Source organism: Methylophaga sp. UBA3613 (assembly GCF_002375415.1).
GTDB lineage: Bacteria > Pseudomonadota > Gammaproteobacteria > Nitrosococcales > Methylophagaceae > Methylophaga.
Genome location: NZ_DFLS01000008.1, coordinates 169450 through 187843, shown reverse-complemented (window position 1 = coordinate 187843; position 18394 = coordinate 169450). Strand labels below are relative to the sequence as shown.

Here is an 18394-nt window from a genome sequence, read left to right as displayed (position 1 = left end):
TAAATTGACTATCTTAGCAGATCAAACATTACTAACCGACTCTGTTGTGACTGACAACAATTAAACCTGGAGTATGGCAAGTAAAATTTATGATACGCATTCAGTTATCCCGGCATTTTGCGAGCGACGCCTACAATATTGCTAACAGGCTCTTCCAGCCACCTGGAATGGCGGGAAGATATAGTACAGAACATGAACAGTGATATTATTTTCTAAACACCTCCTACTGATCTCGACAAACCTCAAGGATTTTCATGTGTCTTCAGCGATAAATCCGGGTCATCCCAAGGACCAGTGAGTCGATAACGATAGCTAATCATATCGACCAGATCCCGATCAAATAATCGACCGGCAATTCGATCAACCAGATAGATCGCTGTTCCAACTCCCAGACCAACTGGCCCGCCGGCAACTGCACCGGCAAGTGGCAGGGTGGATGATACATTTGGCGTGACAACAACTGTTTGGTGATAGGTTCTATCAACAATATTAATCGGTCCGGTAACATCAATACTGGCGCTGTCGCCACGCATGTTCAAGTTATCAGTAACCGCCTGACCATTGGCAAATTGAAAATCGCCACTGATTTCCCGGAAAGAAAAACCTTTACCAAAAAAATCACTGAAATCCAGTGCCAGCCGCCGTGGAATAGCAGCAAAACTCATTAAACCAAATATGCGTCCTGCTGCACCTGGCTCAACGTCCACCAATTGACCATCATCGATTTGCAAATTCAAATTGCCTTGCAGGTTGGCCATTGAAAGATTTAACGGTTCGTCTGGCCAGCTAAACTGTCCGGTAACCTCAACCTGATTAGAATGAATGGCGGCTTGATAACCCAAATCCTCAAACAAGCCGGCAAGATCATTACTGGTGAGTTTTAAATTTAGCTGACTGCTATCCGCAAGGTCGTTTTTTTGCCAGACGCCATCCAGTTCCGCTTGTAAAACTGCCGATTGCATACTGGCACTTTGCAACAACCAGCTATTCCCTTGCTGAAGCGCCCGGGCCTGTACACGTCCCAGTTGCATACCATCAACTGTCAAACGATCAATATTTAACTGAAAACTTGGCCATAACTCGGATTTGAATTTTTTGCGACCATTTGACTGATTGTTCGATGCGGGTAACTGCAGATCGACGAAGTCAAAGTGCAAGGTTGGCAGTGAATCTGAATCAACGGGCCAACGAATATCGCCTCTTAGCTGCCGAGATTGAATATCCATTTGCCATATTTGATTACGTTGAAAAGCTTTGGTTTGAACGTCGTTAAGCACCCACTGATTAAACCGCAGGTTGTCCACTGCAAGTTCAATATCAACCGCTGGCCAATTATCGAAGTTTTGTTCAGTAATGCTGTCTGCCAACCAGGTTTGTTGCCATTGCGTCCACTCCGAAATGGACAACTCGTTCAGACGCCCTCTTAATCGAATACCGCTTGCCGGTAGCTCAGGCTCTGGAATACCAATAGTAATTTCACCGCGAGCAGAATCCGCAAGCAGCCAGACAGCGCTTGCTATATCAGCATAATTTAATTGCAGTAATGATCGCTGTTCGTCATCTTTACTCAATTTAATATCTAATAACCGTTTATCAGCGGCAGTTTTCCCCAACGGTTCCGGAGCCTCAATTGTCAGCCCCGCCAGTTCAGAAGTCACCCGAATATCGGTATCAAATTCACCTAATGACTTTTCACTCACTTCCACATCGGCTTGATATTGTGTCGTACCTTTTACAAAGCCAGGCATTTTGCCCTGCCATAACTGCGCCAGCTGCTGGCTGGATATCTCACCTTTTGCAGTCACCAATGTCGACTCCGTTCCAGGTAGGACATCAATCTTCATAGGCCTGTCTAAAAAAGTGGCGGTAATCGCCTCTGCGTTTACTCCATCATTACTGAAAAATAACTGGCCGTTGATATTTTGAATCGGCATATCCGGCATGGCGGTAACCGTGAGCTGACTGGTTTCAAAACTGACATGACCATCGGCATCAGTGGCATTTGGATCAAGTAATGGAATTTTCAAGTTAAGGGCAATATTGCTTTTGCCTTCAGCTTTTACCCAATCGGTGATATCGCCATACCGCGAACTGAGCGGGCTTGCCTGTAAAAAATTCAAGGCATCCTCTGTATTTCCTGATAACAACCCGGTCAGATCCAACACCGGTTTGCCAGCGTAGATATTGTTGATTTCAGCACTGACATTTACAAAATCAAACCCGGCAATTCTGCCGGCTTTAGGCAAAATATCTAATTTGTTGCCGCTGCTCAGAACTTGGCCACTAATATTTTCCAATACCGGCCAGCCTTTACCATAATCCAGGCCCACGTTAATGACATTAAGCGTAGCTTCAAATTCGTTTTTGCTATTCTCGCCAGTAAACGGAAACTCTGCCAAATTGCCTTTTAATTTGAGGCTTCCTGTTTCAATCTGGCCGCCGGTATAAGCCTTTTCTGCCCACTTTAGATAATCCGGATCCAGAATTGAACGCGGCACATAACTCAACCAATTTGCAATTGCCACATCCAGCATCTGCAGATCTATATCGGCAAACGTGGTATTGGATTGATGTTCAAGACCAACTTCACCGCGCAGGGTCATATCATTGTTCCAGATATTCAAATCTGTCAGCTGCATCTGCCAGTTCGTTTCAGCAGTGTTCCAGTCCAGATTAGCTTCGGCCACATCGAAATAAATTGCTTCAGGCAACCAGGTGGGTGCATACATCGTCAGGTTACGGCTGCTGATCAGTGCATGGGCGGAAGCCGGTTCCCATTCAACCTCCATACTAAGTCCAGTCACCCCTGGCACTTGATCAACCGGTTGACTGGCAAACTCATCCACAATCATCTTTGCAGACTGAAGTTCATTATTACTGTTCAGTGATAGTTGTATGTCTCGGATATCTCCAGCAGGCTGATACTGTGTCAGTAGGGCTGGTGCTTTATCACTTAATAATGCTAACGCTGTCAGATCGCTGAGACGAACAAAACTGGTTTCTGCAAACCAGCCATCAGTTTCTGAAAACTTTAGATTTAATGTGGACTGAGGCCAACTGTCATCATCAATAGTTAGCTGGATCGGCTCGGCAGCTAATTGCCATGCAGTTCCATCTCCCTGCCAGTTAAATTCTCCTGACAAAGAATTTATAGTGACTGATCCACGATCTGGATGACTCAGGTTTTCCAGTGCAACATCTAAAAGCTGAATTTGCCCTTGCCATTGTTTATTCAAGTTTGAACCAATACCAACACTGACATCAGCACGGCCACGTGTCACAGACACATCTTGCATTTGTTGATTCTGAAAAATTGTGGCCAATTGCAATTGTCTGGCGTCCAGCTGCTCAACCTGCCAATTTGAGATTCCTGATGACGTTAACATTGCGTCTACTGTGAAACTTAGTTGCTGCCCCAGATGGTGAGGTAATTGAATATCACCTATCAATGTGGATTGTTTGCCCTGCAATAAGGCCAGTTCATTTACTTCATAAAGACCACTGAACTGAGGTTGCATTTGGTCATCGAATTGGATTTGGGCCGACAATAGTTCGATGCCACGCCATGAGCGGATCTGCTCGGCCCAGTCAATCTGTGTGTCATCAAACTTTTGATCAACAGACTTTCCCTGCAGACCGATAAGGCTGATATCACCATCAGCAGAACGTTTTATGCCCAATTGCAGACCAGAGATACGTGCCGTATCAACCACCAACGCTCTTTGCTGCAAACTGGCAATCAGATCGACACCGATATAAAGCTCTTCTGCGGTAAACAGTTCACCAATATCTGGCTCTGCCTGCATCACCGAAATATCGGTCACCATTAATTTTGGAAACAAATCAAACCAGTAAAGACCTGCTTCACCAATTTGAATCGGATAACCGGTTTTTTCAGTTGCCCATGCAGCAATTTCATCTTTTCGTTCGGCAATGGCATTGGAAAACCAGTACGCCAGTCCAACACAGACCAGCATGATCACCGCAGTCATAACCACAATATTGGTAACTTGTCTTCCTGCAATGTGCAGGCTGCGATGCATAAGCGACATAACTACATCAGCACCACATTAAATTGTTCACGGCCATATTGAGGCTCACACTGAAACAGAATCGGTTTACTAATAAATTGCTCTAACTCAGCCACTTTCGTGGAATCTTCATCATTAAGACGATCAATCACGTCCTGAGAGGCCAACACCAGAAACTGTTTCGATTCGTATTGACGCGATTCACGCAGAATTTCTCGGAAAATCTCATAACAGACCGTTTCAACATTTTTGGTATAGCCTCGACCATCACAGCAGGGACAGGGCTCACAAAGGATATGCCCCAGGCTTTCACGCGTGCGTTTACGGGTCATTTCCACCAGCCCCAGTTCGGAAACCGCACAGATATTATGTTTGGCTCGATCCAGCAACATGGCTTTTTCCAGCGTCCGCAAAACCTGTTCACGGTGACTGAGTTCTTCCATATCAATAAAATCAATAATGATAATGCCGCCAAGGTTTCGCACTCGCAGCTGGCGTGCTATGGCCTGTGCAGCTTCAAGATTGGTTTTGAAAATGGTTTCTTCGAGATTTTTATGGCCGACAAAGCCACCGGTGTTTACGTCGACGGTGGTCATAGCTTCGGTCTGATCAAAAATCACATATCCACCTGATTTCAGTGGCACCTTACGATCCAGTGCTTTCTGAATTTCGTCTTCCACACCAAATAAATCAAATAATGGTCGATCCCCCCGATAATGTTCCAGTCGGGCAGCACATTCCGGCATAAATCCTTCAGCAAACTGCTGAGCTTCTTTAAAGGTTTCAGCAGCATCAATGCGAATGCGATCAATCTCTGGAGAAAACAAATCCCGCAAAGCACGTAAGGTTAAGGGCAAATCCTGATATAAAGCCTCCCCGCATTGGGTAGAAGTGACGCGTTGACGCAGTTTTTCCCACAAGCGATGCAAAAAATCCAGATCGGCGCGTAATTCGGCATCGCTGACACCTTCTGCTGCTGTACGTAAAATGTATCCCCCCTGTTGCTCTCCCAACAGCTCCGACAAACAGATTTTCAGTCGCTCGCGCTCAGCTTCACCCTCAATTTTCAATGAGATGCCGATGCCTTCCGCTTCGGGCATATACACCAGATAACGGGATGAAGCTGACAACTGCGTGGTCAATCTTGCGCCTTTACTGCCCATCGGATCCTTGATCACCTGAACCAATAACTCATCACCCTCGCGTAGCAGGCTGGTAATCGGCGGTGTAATTCGCGGGGCTTCTTTTAAATCACCAGACTGTCCTTTGGGAATCGAAATATCCGAAGCGTGCAGAAAGGCTGCACGGGATAAGCCGATCTCAACAAAGGCAGCCTGCATCCCAGGTAATACCCGACAGACTTTTCCTTTGTATATGTTGCCAACTAATCCACGATGTTCACTGCGCTCAATGAAAATTTCCTGCAACACACCGTTTTCCACCACTGCAGCACGGGTTTCACTGGGCGTGACATTAATCAGAATTTCACTGCTCATTGACGATATTTACCTGTTGTAAAAGCTGACTGGTTTCAAATAATGGCAGGCCCATCACACCGGAGTAACTGCCTTTGATATTTTCAATAAACATAGCAGCTAAGCCCTGTACCGCATATCCTCCAGCCTTATCTTTTCCTTCTCCAGTGGCAAGATACCAGTCAATTTCGGCTGAACTCAGCTTTTTGAATTGTACGTCACTGATTTGCAAGCTTAGCCAATGTTGCTGTTGCCAGACAATCGCCACTGCGCTGAGCACCTGATGTCTGCTAGCAGATAATTGCAGCAAAAAAGCTTCTGCCTGTTGCAGGTTTTCCGGCTTGCCAAGAATTTGCTGTGAAGGCAAAACCACAGCAGTATCGGCGCCTATGACCGGTCGATAGTCTGTCTTTAGAGTTTCCCAGCCTGCCTGAGCTTTGGCTAATGCAATACGCTTGGCATAATCGGACGGCGTTTCTGCCGCTAAAACAGATTCATCAACGGCAACGTTTAATACAGAAAAATCGACTCCGATTTGAGTCAGGAGTTCACGCCGTCGCGGTGAAGCAGAGGCCAGATAAACTTTGGGAAATTTCATGCGCGATGGTAGGGATGATTCTGCAGAACCGTCCAGGCACGATATAACTGTTCTGCAACCACAATTCGAACCAACGGATGTGGCAAGGTCAGATTGGATAATGACCATTTTTGATCGGCACGTTGCTGGCACTCATCGGATAAGCCATCCGGTCCACCAATCAACAGACTGACATCCCGACCGGATGCCTGCCAGTTTTTTAATTGCTCCGCCAGCTGTTCCGTCGACCAGTTACGACCACCGACTTCCAGCGCGACCACATAATCATTTTGCGGTAAAGCGGTCATGATCCGTTTGCCCTCTTCCTGCATCCATTGTCCTGAACTGCCTGATTTACCTCGCTTTGACGGAGCAATTTCCTGCAGATTAAGCTGACATTCCCTCGGCATACGCCGTGCGTATTCGTTATAACCTTCGATAACCCACTGCGGCATTTTCTGGCCGACAGCAAGCAGATTCAGTTTCATTCACTATCTGCCGAAGCACTTTGCGTAACTTCAGCGACAGACCATAATTTTTCCAGATTGTAAGTCGCTCTGGTTTGCGGTGTCATAATATGTGCAATTACGTCACCTAAATCCACCAAAGCCCATTCGCCAATATCTTCACCTTCCATGCCGAGAGGTTGGACGCCAGCCGCTTTTGCCTGCGAAGAAACTTCATTCGCCAATGCTTTAACCTGTCTGTTGGATTTACCAGTAGCGATGATCATCACATCCGTAACATCGGTCATACCGGTTACATCCAGCACGGTAATATCCTCTGCTTTAATGTCTTCCAGTGCGTCTATCACTAATAATTTCAATTGTTCTGCCTTCATGGGCACTCCAAATAATAAATTTCGTTGTTAAGTTTAACGTATGTCAGCCTGTGCGTCTGTGGTGGTTTCGACGAAGCGGTCACTCGGCCCCTCCGGAAACCACTGGCTGGTTTTTCTGGTAATGAAATAGGCGGTCAGTCCGACCCACTCGCGCCAGGCAGGCTCAAGTTTTTCCAGTTGTTCAAAAACCGCAAAGTCCAACTGACGGGACTCTCCCGTCTGACTGCGATAATCCACCGGATAGGGTAATACCTTTATACCCTGTTTTTCAGCAATGCCTACTGACCGCGGCATATGATAAGCCGATGTCACCAAAAGATACTGGCCATTTCTTTTGGGTATGACTGTTTTTAGCCGTTGGAAATTTTCGTAGGTATTACGTGACTGAGATTCAATGATCAGTCGCTCTTCATCAATTCCCACCATGGTCAATAATTGATGGCTAAGCTCGGCAGGCGTTGCCCCGGCATCAAAGCGCAGTAAATTGCTACCACCGGTAAAAATGATTGGACTGTCAGGGTACTTTTTGGCTAACAATGCAGCCCCAAAATAACGGTCACTGGCCTGGCCGACCTGAGGCTGTTGCCAACTGATGGTGGTTTTTATATCTTCACCGCCCCCCAGAACAATGATGCCATCAATATTTTCTGGCAGCTGCTGGGGTTGGCTGATACGGGCTTCCAGTGGATGAATTAACCAGTCGCCAATTGGAAATATCATCAGACTCAAACTGAACACCAGCGCTGGCAACAGAAATCTTAACGCGATTGTTCGGTAACCGAACAATAAAAATAGCGTGCCAAATACCAGGAACAGATTAAGCATCATAAACGGACTGAGCAATGCCCAAGCCAATTTTGATAGTACAAAAAATACTTGTTCCATTAAACGTTACTGTTTTTTCGACTGGTAGAGTTCTAATTGCTCTATCACAGCAATAACCGAATCCGGTAACAAAAAATTGACCGGGTTTCCCGCCGACAATTCATCACGGATTTGCGTGGCGGAAATCGCCATTGGCGTTACATTCAATGGCCATATCTTGCCTGATGAGAGTTGTCGATCTTCTGCCTGAGCCATATTCTGGTGATACCAGACCTCTAGTTCTTCATGCATATCCAATGTTTCATCAGGTCTTTGCACCACCACGATATGCGCTAAATGCAAAATCTGTTGCCAGCGGGACCAGCTGCTAATGTTACGAAAAGCATCGGTACCCAGAATAAGAAATAATGGGTTATTAACAAATTGTTCGCGCAGACTGAGTAAGGTATCCACCGAAAAAGAGGGCCCTTCACGATGCAGTTCTCGATCGTCAACGGTTAATTGGGGAACATATTTTACTGCGATTTCCAGCATCAACCGCCGTGCATCAGCACTGGCCATGGTGGGCTGGCGATGCGGCGGTATCGCACACGGAATCAGCCGGACATGATTTAACTCCAGCTGCTGACAGACTTCCAGAGCCGAGCGCAAATGCCCGAAATGCACCGGATCAAAGGTACCGCCAAGAATGCCTATTGCCTCGGTTTTATGTTCTGATTTGACCACTACCAAACACTATCCATTTTTGTGACGTCAAACCATTTAAACCCACCGGACCACGAGCATGCAATTTATCGGTAGAAATACCGATTTCAGCACCCAGACCATATTCAAAACCATCAGCAAAACGTGTCGATGCATTTACCAACACTGAACTGGAGTCCACTTCCTGCAGAAAGCGTCTAGCGGTGTCATAATTTTGCGTCACGATACTTTCGGTATGGGCAGAACTATGCTGATAAATATGCAGCATCGCATCGTCTACATCATTGACAATTTTTATCGACAGAATGGGGGCAAGATATTCAGTATTCCAATCGGCGTCCGTTGCCACGGTGATATCCGGCAGAATATGTAAGGTTTCATTGCAGCCTCGTAATTCAACGCCTTCATTGATAAAACGCTTGGCCATAGCAGGCAAAAACTCGCTGGCAATATCAGCATGTACCAGCAGCGTTTCCATTGCATTGCATACACCATAACGGTGACATTTGGCATTAAAGGCAATCTCTTGCGCCATGCTCAAATCAGCTTCCACATCGACATATACATGACAGATGCCATCAAGATGCTTGATAACAGGCACTCGAGCGTCATGACTGATACGTTCTATCAGACTCTTCCCACCGCGTGGCACTATGACATCGACATATTCAGGCATAGTAATCAGTTGACCTACTACTTCACGATCCGTGATTTCAACGACCTGAACCGCAGTAATTGGTAAACCGGCCTGCTGCAATCCCTGATGGATGCAGTCTGCAATAGCCTGATTCGAATGTATTGCTTCGCTGCCACCACGCAGAATAGTTGCATTACCGGATTTCAGACATAATCCTGCTGCATCCGCGGTCACATTTGGCCGTGATTCATAAATAATGCCAATAACGCCCAGCGGTACCCGCATCTGGCCCAATTGAATACCGGAAGGCCGATACCGCATATCACTGATTTCGCCGATAGGATCAGGTAATGCCGCAATTTGTTCCAGACCTTGTGCCATTGACTCAATCCGGTCATCGGTCAATGTCAAACGATCCAGCATCGCAGCATCCAGTCCTTTGGCTTTGCCAGCCTGCAAATCCTGTTTATTGGCAGTTTTCAAGCCATCAGCCTGACTGCGGATCGCCGTGGCAATCGCCAATAGCGCCGCATTTTTATTATTGGTCGTTGCGCGTGCTAATACCCGGCTGGCTTCGCGGGCCTGTTGACCCAGTTTCTGCATGTAGGCTGCGACTTCCACAGCACTCTCCTCTTTTAATTTCTCTGCTTTCATGTTTGCTGTAATTGCATTGGCACACCAGCAACCTGTAGACACAGGGTGGTCAGCATCCGCCATGCATTATCATTACCGCCACCTTTTGCAGCGCGATCAATTGCCGCCATTTGCGGTAAAAATGTTCGCCATTTTGCTGCAGCATGGCGACGTAATCCTGTTTGAATCAACGGTCTCGCCTTATCCCAAACGGGAGGTTTCTGACTGCTGAAAACCTGGGCCGGTGCAGCACCTTTGTCCAATTGATCGGCCATATCAACCATTCGATGTAAAGACCAGGATACTGCCGAAAACACGGCCAATACATCATTACCTTCCGCCTGTAACATTCTTAACATACGCGGAATCTTGGCAGACTGACCAGCATAGACAGCATCCATCAGTGAAAATGCTTCAAATCGGGCACTGTCAGTAACGCTTTCCATTAATAAGGGTTCATCCACATTTCCATCAGGGCTAAGTAATACCAGTTTATCGATTTCCTGAGCGGCAGCGAATAAATTGCCTTCTGTTCTTTCTGCCAGCATGGTGGCGACAGAGAAGTTTGCCTGCAAGCCTTTCTGTTGCATGCGCTGCTGGATCCAGCGGGGAAGCATTTCAATACTGACCGGCCAGAGCGGAACACTGATGCCTGCACTTTCCAATGCAGTAAACCACTTTGCTTTTTGTTGCTGGGGCGTCAGCTTGCCAGTGATCAGTAATAAAAACGTATCGGGTGCAGGTTGCTCGGCAAATTCTCTCAGAAACGCTCCGCCTTCTTTACCGGGGGCCCCTGAAGGCAACCTGATCTCGACCAGTTTCTGCGAAGCAAACAGGGAAAGACTATCGTCAGCAAATCTAAGTTTGGACCAGTCAAAACGGGCATCGGCATGCCAAACCTGCCGTTCGGTAATACCCTGAACTTTGGCTTGCTGACGGATCGTATCCGCAGCTTCTTCCACTAGCAGAGGTTCATCACCATATAGCACACTGGTGACAGGAAAACTACGTTGTATCTGTGAGCTGAGCTGTTCTGCTTTAACTCGCATCAAATCTAATCCAAAGCGGATAAACGGCGAACTATTGCCTGACTGATTTGTTTTTCCATTTCTTCACGCAACAAACTTTCTTCACCATCACGTCCTAATACCTGTTCCTGGTCAAACTGATAATCTCGCTGGGCTTCAAATCGTTCATTATCGATTAGTTTATTTTGCTGATTGTCTGTCAGTTGAAATGCGACTTCCAATATCAATTCATATTCACTGACCTTGGCATTACCCCCGACTGACAATACATGTCGCTCATAGCGATTTTCCAGGAAGCTTAATACCGCCGCGCCTTCCATATAGTCGTCAACCACATTAATACCGTTACGTCTCAAGGTGCGTTTCAGTTCCAAGCCGAGTCCCTGACGCATACTGATCCCCTGAATATGCAATGTCTGTATGCTTTCAGGTAAATCTGCGGCACCACGCAACTGGAAACCGCAAGCCGCTACCGTCATACAAAAAACTGCAATTATCAGTTTCTTCAACATTACTGTTTCCTTTGTTTATCAGCCGACAACAATATTAATCAGTCTTCCTGGCACCAGAATAATCTTGCGGATGGTTTTACCATCAATATAACGCTGAACATTTTCATCTGCGATAGCCAGTGGCTCGATATCCGCTTGCTGGGCATTTACATCGACCATCAATTTCGAACGTAGCTTACCATTGACCTGAATCATCAGCTCGGTTTTGTCCTGTTTTAGCGCCTCAGCATCGACTTCAGGCCATTGAGCGTCAATCACGGCTTTGTCATAACCCAGCTGAGACCATAATGCATGACAGATATGCGGCGTAATAGGTGCCAACATCAACACCACTAATTCAAGTACTTCCTGGCGAACTGCCCGCGCCTGAGTATCTTGTTCGGTAAATTTGCTTAAGCCGTTCATCAACTCCATCACTGCTGCAATAGCTGTATTAAACGTATGACGACGCCCCAAATCATCGCCAACTTTTGTCAGTGTCTGGTGGGCCAGACGGCGCAAGTCTGTCGCAGCTTCGGACAGGTCGGTAAGGTTTTTGTCTTTAACAACACCTTTTTCAGTATGCTCATGAACACTGCGCCATAACCGTTTAAGAAAACGGTTAGCACCTTCCACTGCGTTATCTGACCATTCCAGTGACATTTCGGGTGGCGCGGCAAACATCATAAACAGGCGCGCGGTATCGGCACCGTATTCATCAATTAATGCCTGTGGATCAACAGTGTTACCTTTTGACTTGGACATTTTGGCACCATCTTTCAGTACCATGCCCTGAGTTAACAGGTTCTTGAATGGCTCATCACCACTGACCAAACCTTCATCACGTAATAATTTATGGAAGAACCGGGCATACAGTAAATGCAAAACAGCGTGTTCGATGCCACCAATATATTGATCAACCGGTAACCAGTAATCAGCACGTTGATCCAGCATCGCTTCGTGATTATCAGCACTGGTAAAACGTGCGTAATACCAGGATGATTCAAAGAACGTATCAAAGGTATCGGTTTCGCGGCGAGCCGGTTTGCCACACTCCGGACAATCACATTGATAAAACTCAGGCATGGATTTGATCGGTGAGCCCGAGCCATCGACCACAACATCTTCCGGCAATAACACAGGTAAGTCGGTTTCCGGCACGGGAACTGCACCACAGTGATCACAGTAGATTATCGGGATCGGCGTGCCCCAATAACGCTGTCGTGAAACACCCCAGTCACGTAAACGGTAGTTGACCTGGCGTTCGCCTTTATTCTGTTTGGTTAATTCATCGGCAATCGCGTCAAAGGCTTCTGCAGAAGTCAGCCCGGTAAACTGCGACGAGTTTACCAAGCGACCTTTTTCAGTAAAGGCATTCTGTTGCAGGTCAATTTCACTGTCGTCCGTTGGTGCAATAACCTGACGGATAGGTAAATCATATTTTTGCGCAAATTCAAAATCACGCTGATCGTGGGCAGGTACAGACATAACCGCGCCGGTGCCATAGCCCATCAATACAAAGTTAGCAACCCAAACTGGAATACGTTCACCACTGACTGGATGAATGACCGATATACCGGTCGCCATGCCTTTTTTCTCAGCGGTTTCCATTGCTGCTTCGGTGGTGTCAGTTTTCTTACATTCTTCGATAAACTGCTGTAACTGCACATTGGTCTCAGCCATACGCAAAGCTAACGGATGTTCTGCTGCAATGGCCAGATAACTGACCCCCATCAGAGTATCTGGACGTGTGGTGTAAACAGCTAGATCCTCATCACTGTCTGCCACAGCAAAGGTGATTTGTACACCTTCGGAACGACCAATCCAATTGGCCTGCATGGTTTTGACCTGATCCGGCCAGCCAGATAACTGTTGCAGATCATTACGCAGATCTTCTGCGTAATCTGTGATTTTCATAAACCATTGCGGTATTTCACGACGCTCAACTAATGCACCTGATCGCCAACCACGTCCATCTATAACCTGCTCATTGGCCAATACCGTTTGATCGACCGGATCCCAGTTAACAGCAGCGGTTTTGTTATAAACCAGACCTTTTTTGAATAAGCGTACAAACAGCCATTGTTCCCAACGGTAATAGTCCGGTTTACAGGTGGCGATTTCTCGATCCCAGTCATACGCGAGACCCAGACGCTGTAACTGAGCACGCATATAATCGATGTTTTTGTAGGTCCATTCGGCAGGTGGCACCTGATGTTTTAATGCAGCATTTTCAGCAGGTAAACCAAAGGCATCCCATCCCATTGGTTGCAACACATTTTTGCCCAGCATGCGCTGATAACGTGAAATAACATCACCAATGGTGTAATTACGCACATGCCCCATATGCAGCTGACCGCTGGGATAGGGAAACATCGACAGGCAATAGAATTTTTCTTTACTGGTGTCTTCGGTAGCACGGAAAGTTTGATGCTGCTGCCACCAGGTTTGGGCAGCAGTTTCGATCACATCTGGGCGATAATCAGCTTGCATGGGTTCTCTTTGTGAATACGGTGCAGGAAAGGTGGAAGGATACCTCAGCGACAGAAATGCCGAAAGCACCGAATAGTTTATTGACTCATCAGAGGGTAATTTCTATCGGCTATGCAATCAGAAACAGTGCAGCAGAAGATACTGCACTGTGAAGTTTTATCTAGATTCTGAATTCTTCTAACTTACGTCCACGATTCAGTTCTTCAACTAACCATAAAGGACGTTTACCAAACCCTTTCCAGGTTTTTTGCGGATCTTGCGGATGACGGTATTTGTCAGCACTTTCAGCACGAGGTTTGCGTGCACCTGATAAACCCACTCGCATATTTTTAGCCACAGCCGTCAGGGCTTCTGCAGGAGTAACTTTTTTTTCTTTTGCCAGGGCTCTTACCGCATCAGCCACAGCAACAACATCGCTATCTTTACTATTGAGTTCTGTCACTTTTTTAGTTTTCAATTTTTTAATTTGTTTTTTTGACTGACTAATCAATTTTTGCAGCTCTTGTTCTGAGAGTTTTTCCAGTTGCAAAGCAGATAAATTACTCATCGCATTACCTTTTATCTAAAACTTATAAAAACAAATAATATCAGTATTATTAACTTTGTCTATTTGAAAACTTTTTAATTCCCAGCAGACACCAGTACTTTGTATTTTGCATAAAGTTGATCATGAGATTCAACATTATCTGGATCTTTAGGTATGCAATCCACCGGACAGACTTCTACGCATTGTGGGGTATCAAAATGGCCTACACATTCCGTACACAGGTCAGGATCAATTACATAAATTTCCTCACCTTGCGAAATTGCGCCATTAGGACATTCCGGTTCGCATACATCACAATTAATGCATTCGTCAGTAATAAACAGAGACATGGTTTACTCCGATAACTCTTTATAAAACGGTAATTAAACCGATAAATTTTAACTCGACTGTTTTTTGTCTGCCAGTTGCTGCTGTAATGCCTGTTGCACACAGGGCGCAACAAATTGGGAGACATCTCCACCCAAAGCCGCTATTTGTCTGATCAGGCTTGATGAAATAAACGTAAATTGTTCTGCCGGAGCCAGAAATAGTGTTTCAACTTCCCACTGTAAACGGCGATTCATTGCGGCAAGTTGAACTTCGTATTCAAAATCTGAAACAGCACGAAGTCCACGAATAATGACTGAGGCATTTCGCTGCATTGCATAATTCACCAATAAACCATCGAAGGATGTAATTTCGATATTGGGTAAATCATCCAGGGTTTGTTTGGCTAATGCCAAACGTTGCTCAATTGAAAATACCGGTTTTTTACCGGTGTCCGCAGCGACAGCAACAATCACTTTTTCAAATAAGCGGCTGGCACGTTGAACCAAATCTGTATGCCCGTGGGTAATCGGATCAAATGTACCTGGATAGATGGCGGTGATTGACATGCCAAAACCTTATTGCATTTTAAATAAACAATATCTTACATCACCTGCCTGTTTATCTTTAAATAAATGCCAGGTATCTGGTAACCCAGTCAGATTTTGATGTTTATTACATTCCAGATAAACCAGACTATTTTTATGCAATAAATTTCGCTGAGTTAATAAACCGGCTATTTCAGACCATAAATCCGCACCAAAAGGCGGATCCAGAAAAATAATATCGTAAGAGGTGCTGCATTGATTTAAAAACTGCTGTGCGGTTTGCCTGAACAATGCACATTGCTCTGCAGCTAACATTGTTTTATTGGCCTGCAACTGTTTATAAGCCTGCAGATCCAGTTCAACCATATCAACTTTTGCAGCGCCCCTTGAGGCTGCCTCAAAACCCAAAGCACCGCTACCACTGAATAGATCAATACAAACGGCTTCTGGTAAATGCGGTTGTAACCAGTTAAACAGTGTCTCGCGGATACGATCAGAGGTCGGTCTCAATCCTTCCACGGCAGGGAATGATAATCTTCTCCCACCCCATTGGCCGCCGATAATTCGAACAGATTGACGTGATGTTTTATTCAGCGTCGCCACCCACCAGTATTGTGACCATTTTTTGGGGATGGATACGTTTTTGATAAGCGGCTTTTATTTGATCAACCGTCACTGCGTTCACTCTTGAATTAAAGGTTTCCAGATGATCCAGCGGCAACTGATAAAAGCCCATCATCGCCAGATAATCGGCAATTTTACTATTGCTATCCAGGCGCAAGGCAAATCCACCGGTAATATTTTTCTGTGCGGCTGTGAGTTGTTCTTTAGTGGGGCCCTGCTCAACAAAATCCACTAATGTCTGATTCAGTACTTCCAATGCCAGTTCTGCCTGATCATTACGGGTTTGCAGACCAAACTGGTAAGGGCCGGCCTCCCGCATTGGTCTGAAATAACTATAAGCACTATAGGATAAGCCACGTTTTTCACGAATTTCATCACTGATAATGGACACCAGTCCACTGCCACCTAAAACATGATTACCGACATACAGCGGGAAAAAATCTGGATCATCGCGGGTCAAACCAGGTTGCCCCATCAAAATCGTGGTTTGACTCGATGGATAAGGCAAATTCTTTTGTTGGGCAGTTTCAAGTGGTTCAACTTCAGGTAAGGCCGCAGCCTTTTTTCCCGCGGGAAGGCTACCGGAAATTTTTTCTGACAAGGCTTTTGCCTGTTTAATATCCACATCACCTACAATGACCAGTACAGCATTGTTCGCCACATAAAATTGCTGATAAAACTGTTGCAAATCGGCAATGCTGATTTCTTCTATTGAAGCTTCGGTGCCTATTGGCATGGATGAATACGGATGGTCATCATATAGCTGCTGATAAAAAGCGCGGTCAGCTATAGCAGAAGGCGATTGTTTTTCGCTTTGCAAACTGGTTTTAACTTGATTAATAAGACGATCAAAAGACCTTTCCGGAAAGGACGGTTGACTGATAACTTCTACAAACGTATCGATAGCAGGTTGTAAAGCATCTGCTTTGGATAAAGTCCGCAAACTCAACACCGCCATATCGCGCTCAGACTCAGAGCTGAATTCGGCACCGACATCATCAAATGCAGTAGCAATAGCATCGGTGTCTTTGTTTTTGGTACCTTGATTGAGCATTGAACTCGTCAGTAATGCCACCCCGCCTTTCGGATCTCTCGCGGCGCCAGCATCAAATACCAGACGAATGTCCAATATGGGCAATTCCTGGGCTTTGACAAAATATACCTGGGTGCCATTGGCAGTTTGCCAATTTTCTATTTGCGGACTGGCAGAAACGCTAAAGGCCAGTAATAATCCAGTGAATAAAAAAGAGAACTTAGCGAGCATGTGGATCTCCCGAAGTAGGACGTGGAGTAGTATTGTCTGTGGGCATTGGAATCAGTTCTGCGACGGTAAGTCCTTCATCAATAAAATATTTTTGTGCAACCTGTTGAACCTGTTCAGCAGTAATTGCACTGATTTTATCGGGATAACTGTCAACCAGACGCCAATCGAGGCCAACTGTTTCCAGCATGCCTAACTGCATGGCCTGGTAGAAAACACTATCAAGCTGATAGACAGAGCTGGCAATCACCTGAGTTTTGACGCGTTGTAACTCTGCCTCGGTAACGAGTTCTGCTTTAATTTTATCAAGCTGATTCAACACAGCGTGCTTGACGTCCTCAACAGACTTACCTTGAGCAGGTGTACCAGCAATGGTAAATACATCATCTAAACGGGAAAACGCACTGTTATAAGCACTTATTCCGGCAGCTACCTGCTGTTCACGAATCAATTCACGAGAGAACCGGCTACTTGCACCACCATCAAGAATGCCTGCCAGAACATCTAAGGCATAGGGTTCCCAATCTTGCTCAGCAGTTTTAACCACCGGCACTTTCCAGCCCATCATCAAATAAGGCAGTTCTGCAGGCGCTTTTAACTCCAAAGTACGCTTGCCACGCTGAACAACTTCAATCTGAGGTTTAACCGTTGCCAGTTCTTCTGGTTTCAATGGGCCAAAATATTTCTGTGCTAACTGGTAAACCTCGTCGGGCTTAACATCGCCGACCACCACAACGGTTGCGTTATTTGGGGCATACCACATTTGGTACCACTCACGCAGGTCTTCTGGATCATAATGATTAATATCATTCATCCAGCCAATAACCGGGTGATGATAAGGGCTATTCATAAACGCCATGGCATTCATTGCTTCACGTAGTAACGAACGTGGATTATCATCGGTACGCATGCGCCGCTCTTCAGCAACCACCTCTCGTTCTTTGAGTAACTCGGCATCATCAATAATCAAATTGCGCATTCGCTCGGCTTCAAGGCGAAAACTGATTTCCAAACGCTCTTTTTCCAGTGTTTGAAAATAGGCCGTGTAATCACGTCCGGTAAAGGCGTTTTGAGAGCCACCATTTTCGGCAATAATGCGGGAAAACTCATTTGGTCCAAGGTTTTCCGTGCCCTTAAACATCATATGTTCAAGAATATGTGATATACCGGTAATGCCATTGTGCTCATAGCTTGAACCGACTTTGTACCAGACCTGGGAAACCACAACCGGTGCCCGATTATCCGGTTTGACCAGTAATTTAAGACCATTGTCCAGCTGATATTCACTGACTTGCGCAAAGCCAATAACAGGCACTATCAGCAGTGCCCAAACAAGTTTTTTTAAGGTGTGCATCTGCATCTCACAATTGAT

The 18394-nt window shown here is 45.8% G+C and carries 17 protein-coding genes; all 17 read right to left on the bottom strand.

The annotated features are described in order from the left end of the window. Positions 1-242: 242 nt before the first annotated feature. The 17 genes from B3S93_RS10785 to B3S93_RS10705 all read right to left on the bottom strand — a co-directional run bounded on the left by B3S93_RS10785 (position 243) and on the right by B3S93_RS10705 (position 18376). Positions 243-4052, bottom strand: coding sequence for a YhdP family protein (locus tag B3S93_RS10785; RefSeq protein WP_292402026.1), 3810 nt, complete (start codon positions 4050-4052; stop codon positions 243-245). Positions 4053-4054: 2 nt separating this feature from the next. Beyond that, the gene (gene rng / locus B3S93_RS10780; RefSeq protein ID WP_292354781.1) at positions 4055-5527 is read right to left on the bottom strand and encodes a ribonuclease G; all 1473 of its coding nucleotides are present in this window, start codon (positions 5525-5527) and stop codon (positions 4055-4057) included. After that, positions 5517-6104, bottom strand: coding sequence for a Maf family protein (locus B3S93_RS10775; protein WP_292402024.1), 588 nt, complete (start codon positions 6102-6104; stop codon positions 5517-5519). Before B3S93_RS10775 ends, rng begins: the two co-directional genes overlap by 11 nt. After that, the gene (gene rlmH, locus B3S93_RS10770; RefSeq protein ID WP_292354777.1) at positions 6101-6571 is read right to left on the bottom strand and encodes a 23S rRNA (pseudouridine(1915)-N(3))-methyltransferase RlmH; all 471 of its coding nucleotides are present in this window, start codon (positions 6569-6571) and stop codon (positions 6101-6103) included. Before rlmH ends, B3S93_RS10775 begins: the two co-directional genes overlap by 4 nt. Continuing rightward, the gene (rsfS, locus tag B3S93_RS10765) at positions 6568-6924 is read right to left on the bottom strand and encodes a ribosome silencing factor (protein ID WP_014706491.1); all 357 of its coding nucleotides are present in this window, start codon (positions 6922-6924) and stop codon (positions 6568-6570) included. The genes rlmH and rsfS overlap by 4 nt, the downstream gene beginning before the upstream one ends. Before the next feature lie 33 nt (positions 6925-6957). Beyond that, positions 6958-7809 carry a YdcF family protein gene (locus B3S93_RS10760; protein ID WP_292354774.1) on the bottom strand — a complete coding sequence of 284 codons (852 nt, stop codon included), beginning with the start codon at positions 7807-7809 and terminating at the stop codon, positions 6958-6960. Between the two features lie 6 nt (positions 7810-7815). Next, positions 7816-8475 (bottom strand): nicotinate-nucleotide adenylyltransferase, encoded by a 660-nt coding sequence (gene nadD / locus B3S93_RS10755; RefSeq protein ID WP_292402023.1) that lies wholly within the window; start codon positions 8473-8475, stop codon positions 7816-7818. Continuing rightward, a complete protein-coding gene (locus tag B3S93_RS10750) occupies positions 8456-9712 on the bottom strand; it encodes a glutamate-5-semialdehyde dehydrogenase (protein ID WP_292402021.1) in 1257 nt (418 codons plus the stop codon). Before B3S93_RS10750 ends, nadD begins: the two co-directional genes overlap by 20 nt. A gap of 29 nt (positions 9713-9741) precedes the next feature. Next, entirely contained in the window at positions 9742-10773 is a 1032-nt protein-coding gene (holA, locus tag B3S93_RS10745) for a DNA polymerase III subunit delta (protein WP_292402019.1), read from the bottom strand. 5 nt (positions 10774-10778) lie between these two features. Beyond that, positions 10779-11264, bottom strand: coding sequence for an LPS assembly lipoprotein LptE (lptE, locus tag B3S93_RS10740; RefSeq protein WP_292354766.1), 486 nt, complete (start codon positions 11262-11264; stop codon positions 10779-10781). A gap of 18 nt (positions 11265-11282) precedes the next feature. Then, positions 11283-13736, bottom strand: coding sequence for a leucine--tRNA ligase (gene leuS / locus B3S93_RS10735; RefSeq protein WP_292402016.1), 2454 nt, complete (start codon positions 13734-13736; stop codon positions 11283-11285). A 160-nt stretch (positions 13737-13896) separates the two neighbouring features. After that, entirely contained in the window at positions 13897-14283 is a 387-nt protein-coding gene (locus B3S93_RS10730; protein WP_014706484.1) for an H-NS family nucleoid-associated regulatory protein, read from the bottom strand. 74 nt (positions 14284-14357) lie between these two features. Next, positions 14358-14612, bottom strand: a complete 255-nt coding sequence (locus B3S93_RS10725; protein ID WP_014706483.1) for a YfhL family 4Fe-4S dicluster ferredoxin — start codon at positions 14610-14612, stop codon at positions 14358-14360. Between the two features lie 48 nt (positions 14613-14660). Further along, positions 14661-15158, bottom strand: a complete 498-nt coding sequence (coaD, locus tag B3S93_RS10720; RefSeq protein WP_014706482.1) for a pantetheine-phosphate adenylyltransferase — start codon at positions 15156-15158, stop codon at positions 14661-14663. A gap of 9 nt (positions 15159-15167) precedes the next feature. Next, the gene (gene rsmD / locus B3S93_RS10715) at positions 15168-15740 is read right to left on the bottom strand and encodes a 16S rRNA (guanine(966)-N(2))-methyltransferase RsmD (protein ID WP_292402013.1); all 573 of its coding nucleotides are present in this window, start codon (positions 15738-15740) and stop codon (positions 15168-15170) included. Beyond that, on the bottom strand, positions 15724-17025 hold the full coding sequence (locus B3S93_RS10710) for a M16 family metallopeptidase (protein ID WP_292402010.1): 1302 nt from the start codon (positions 17023-17025) through the stop codon (positions 15724-15726). Before B3S93_RS10710 ends, rsmD begins: the two co-directional genes overlap by 17 nt. Next, a complete protein-coding gene (locus B3S93_RS10705) occupies positions 17015-18376 on the bottom strand; it encodes a M16 family metallopeptidase (protein ID WP_292354755.1) in 1362 nt (453 codons plus the stop codon). Before B3S93_RS10705 ends, B3S93_RS10710 begins: the two co-directional genes overlap by 11 nt. Positions 18377-18394: the final 18 nt, after the last annotated feature.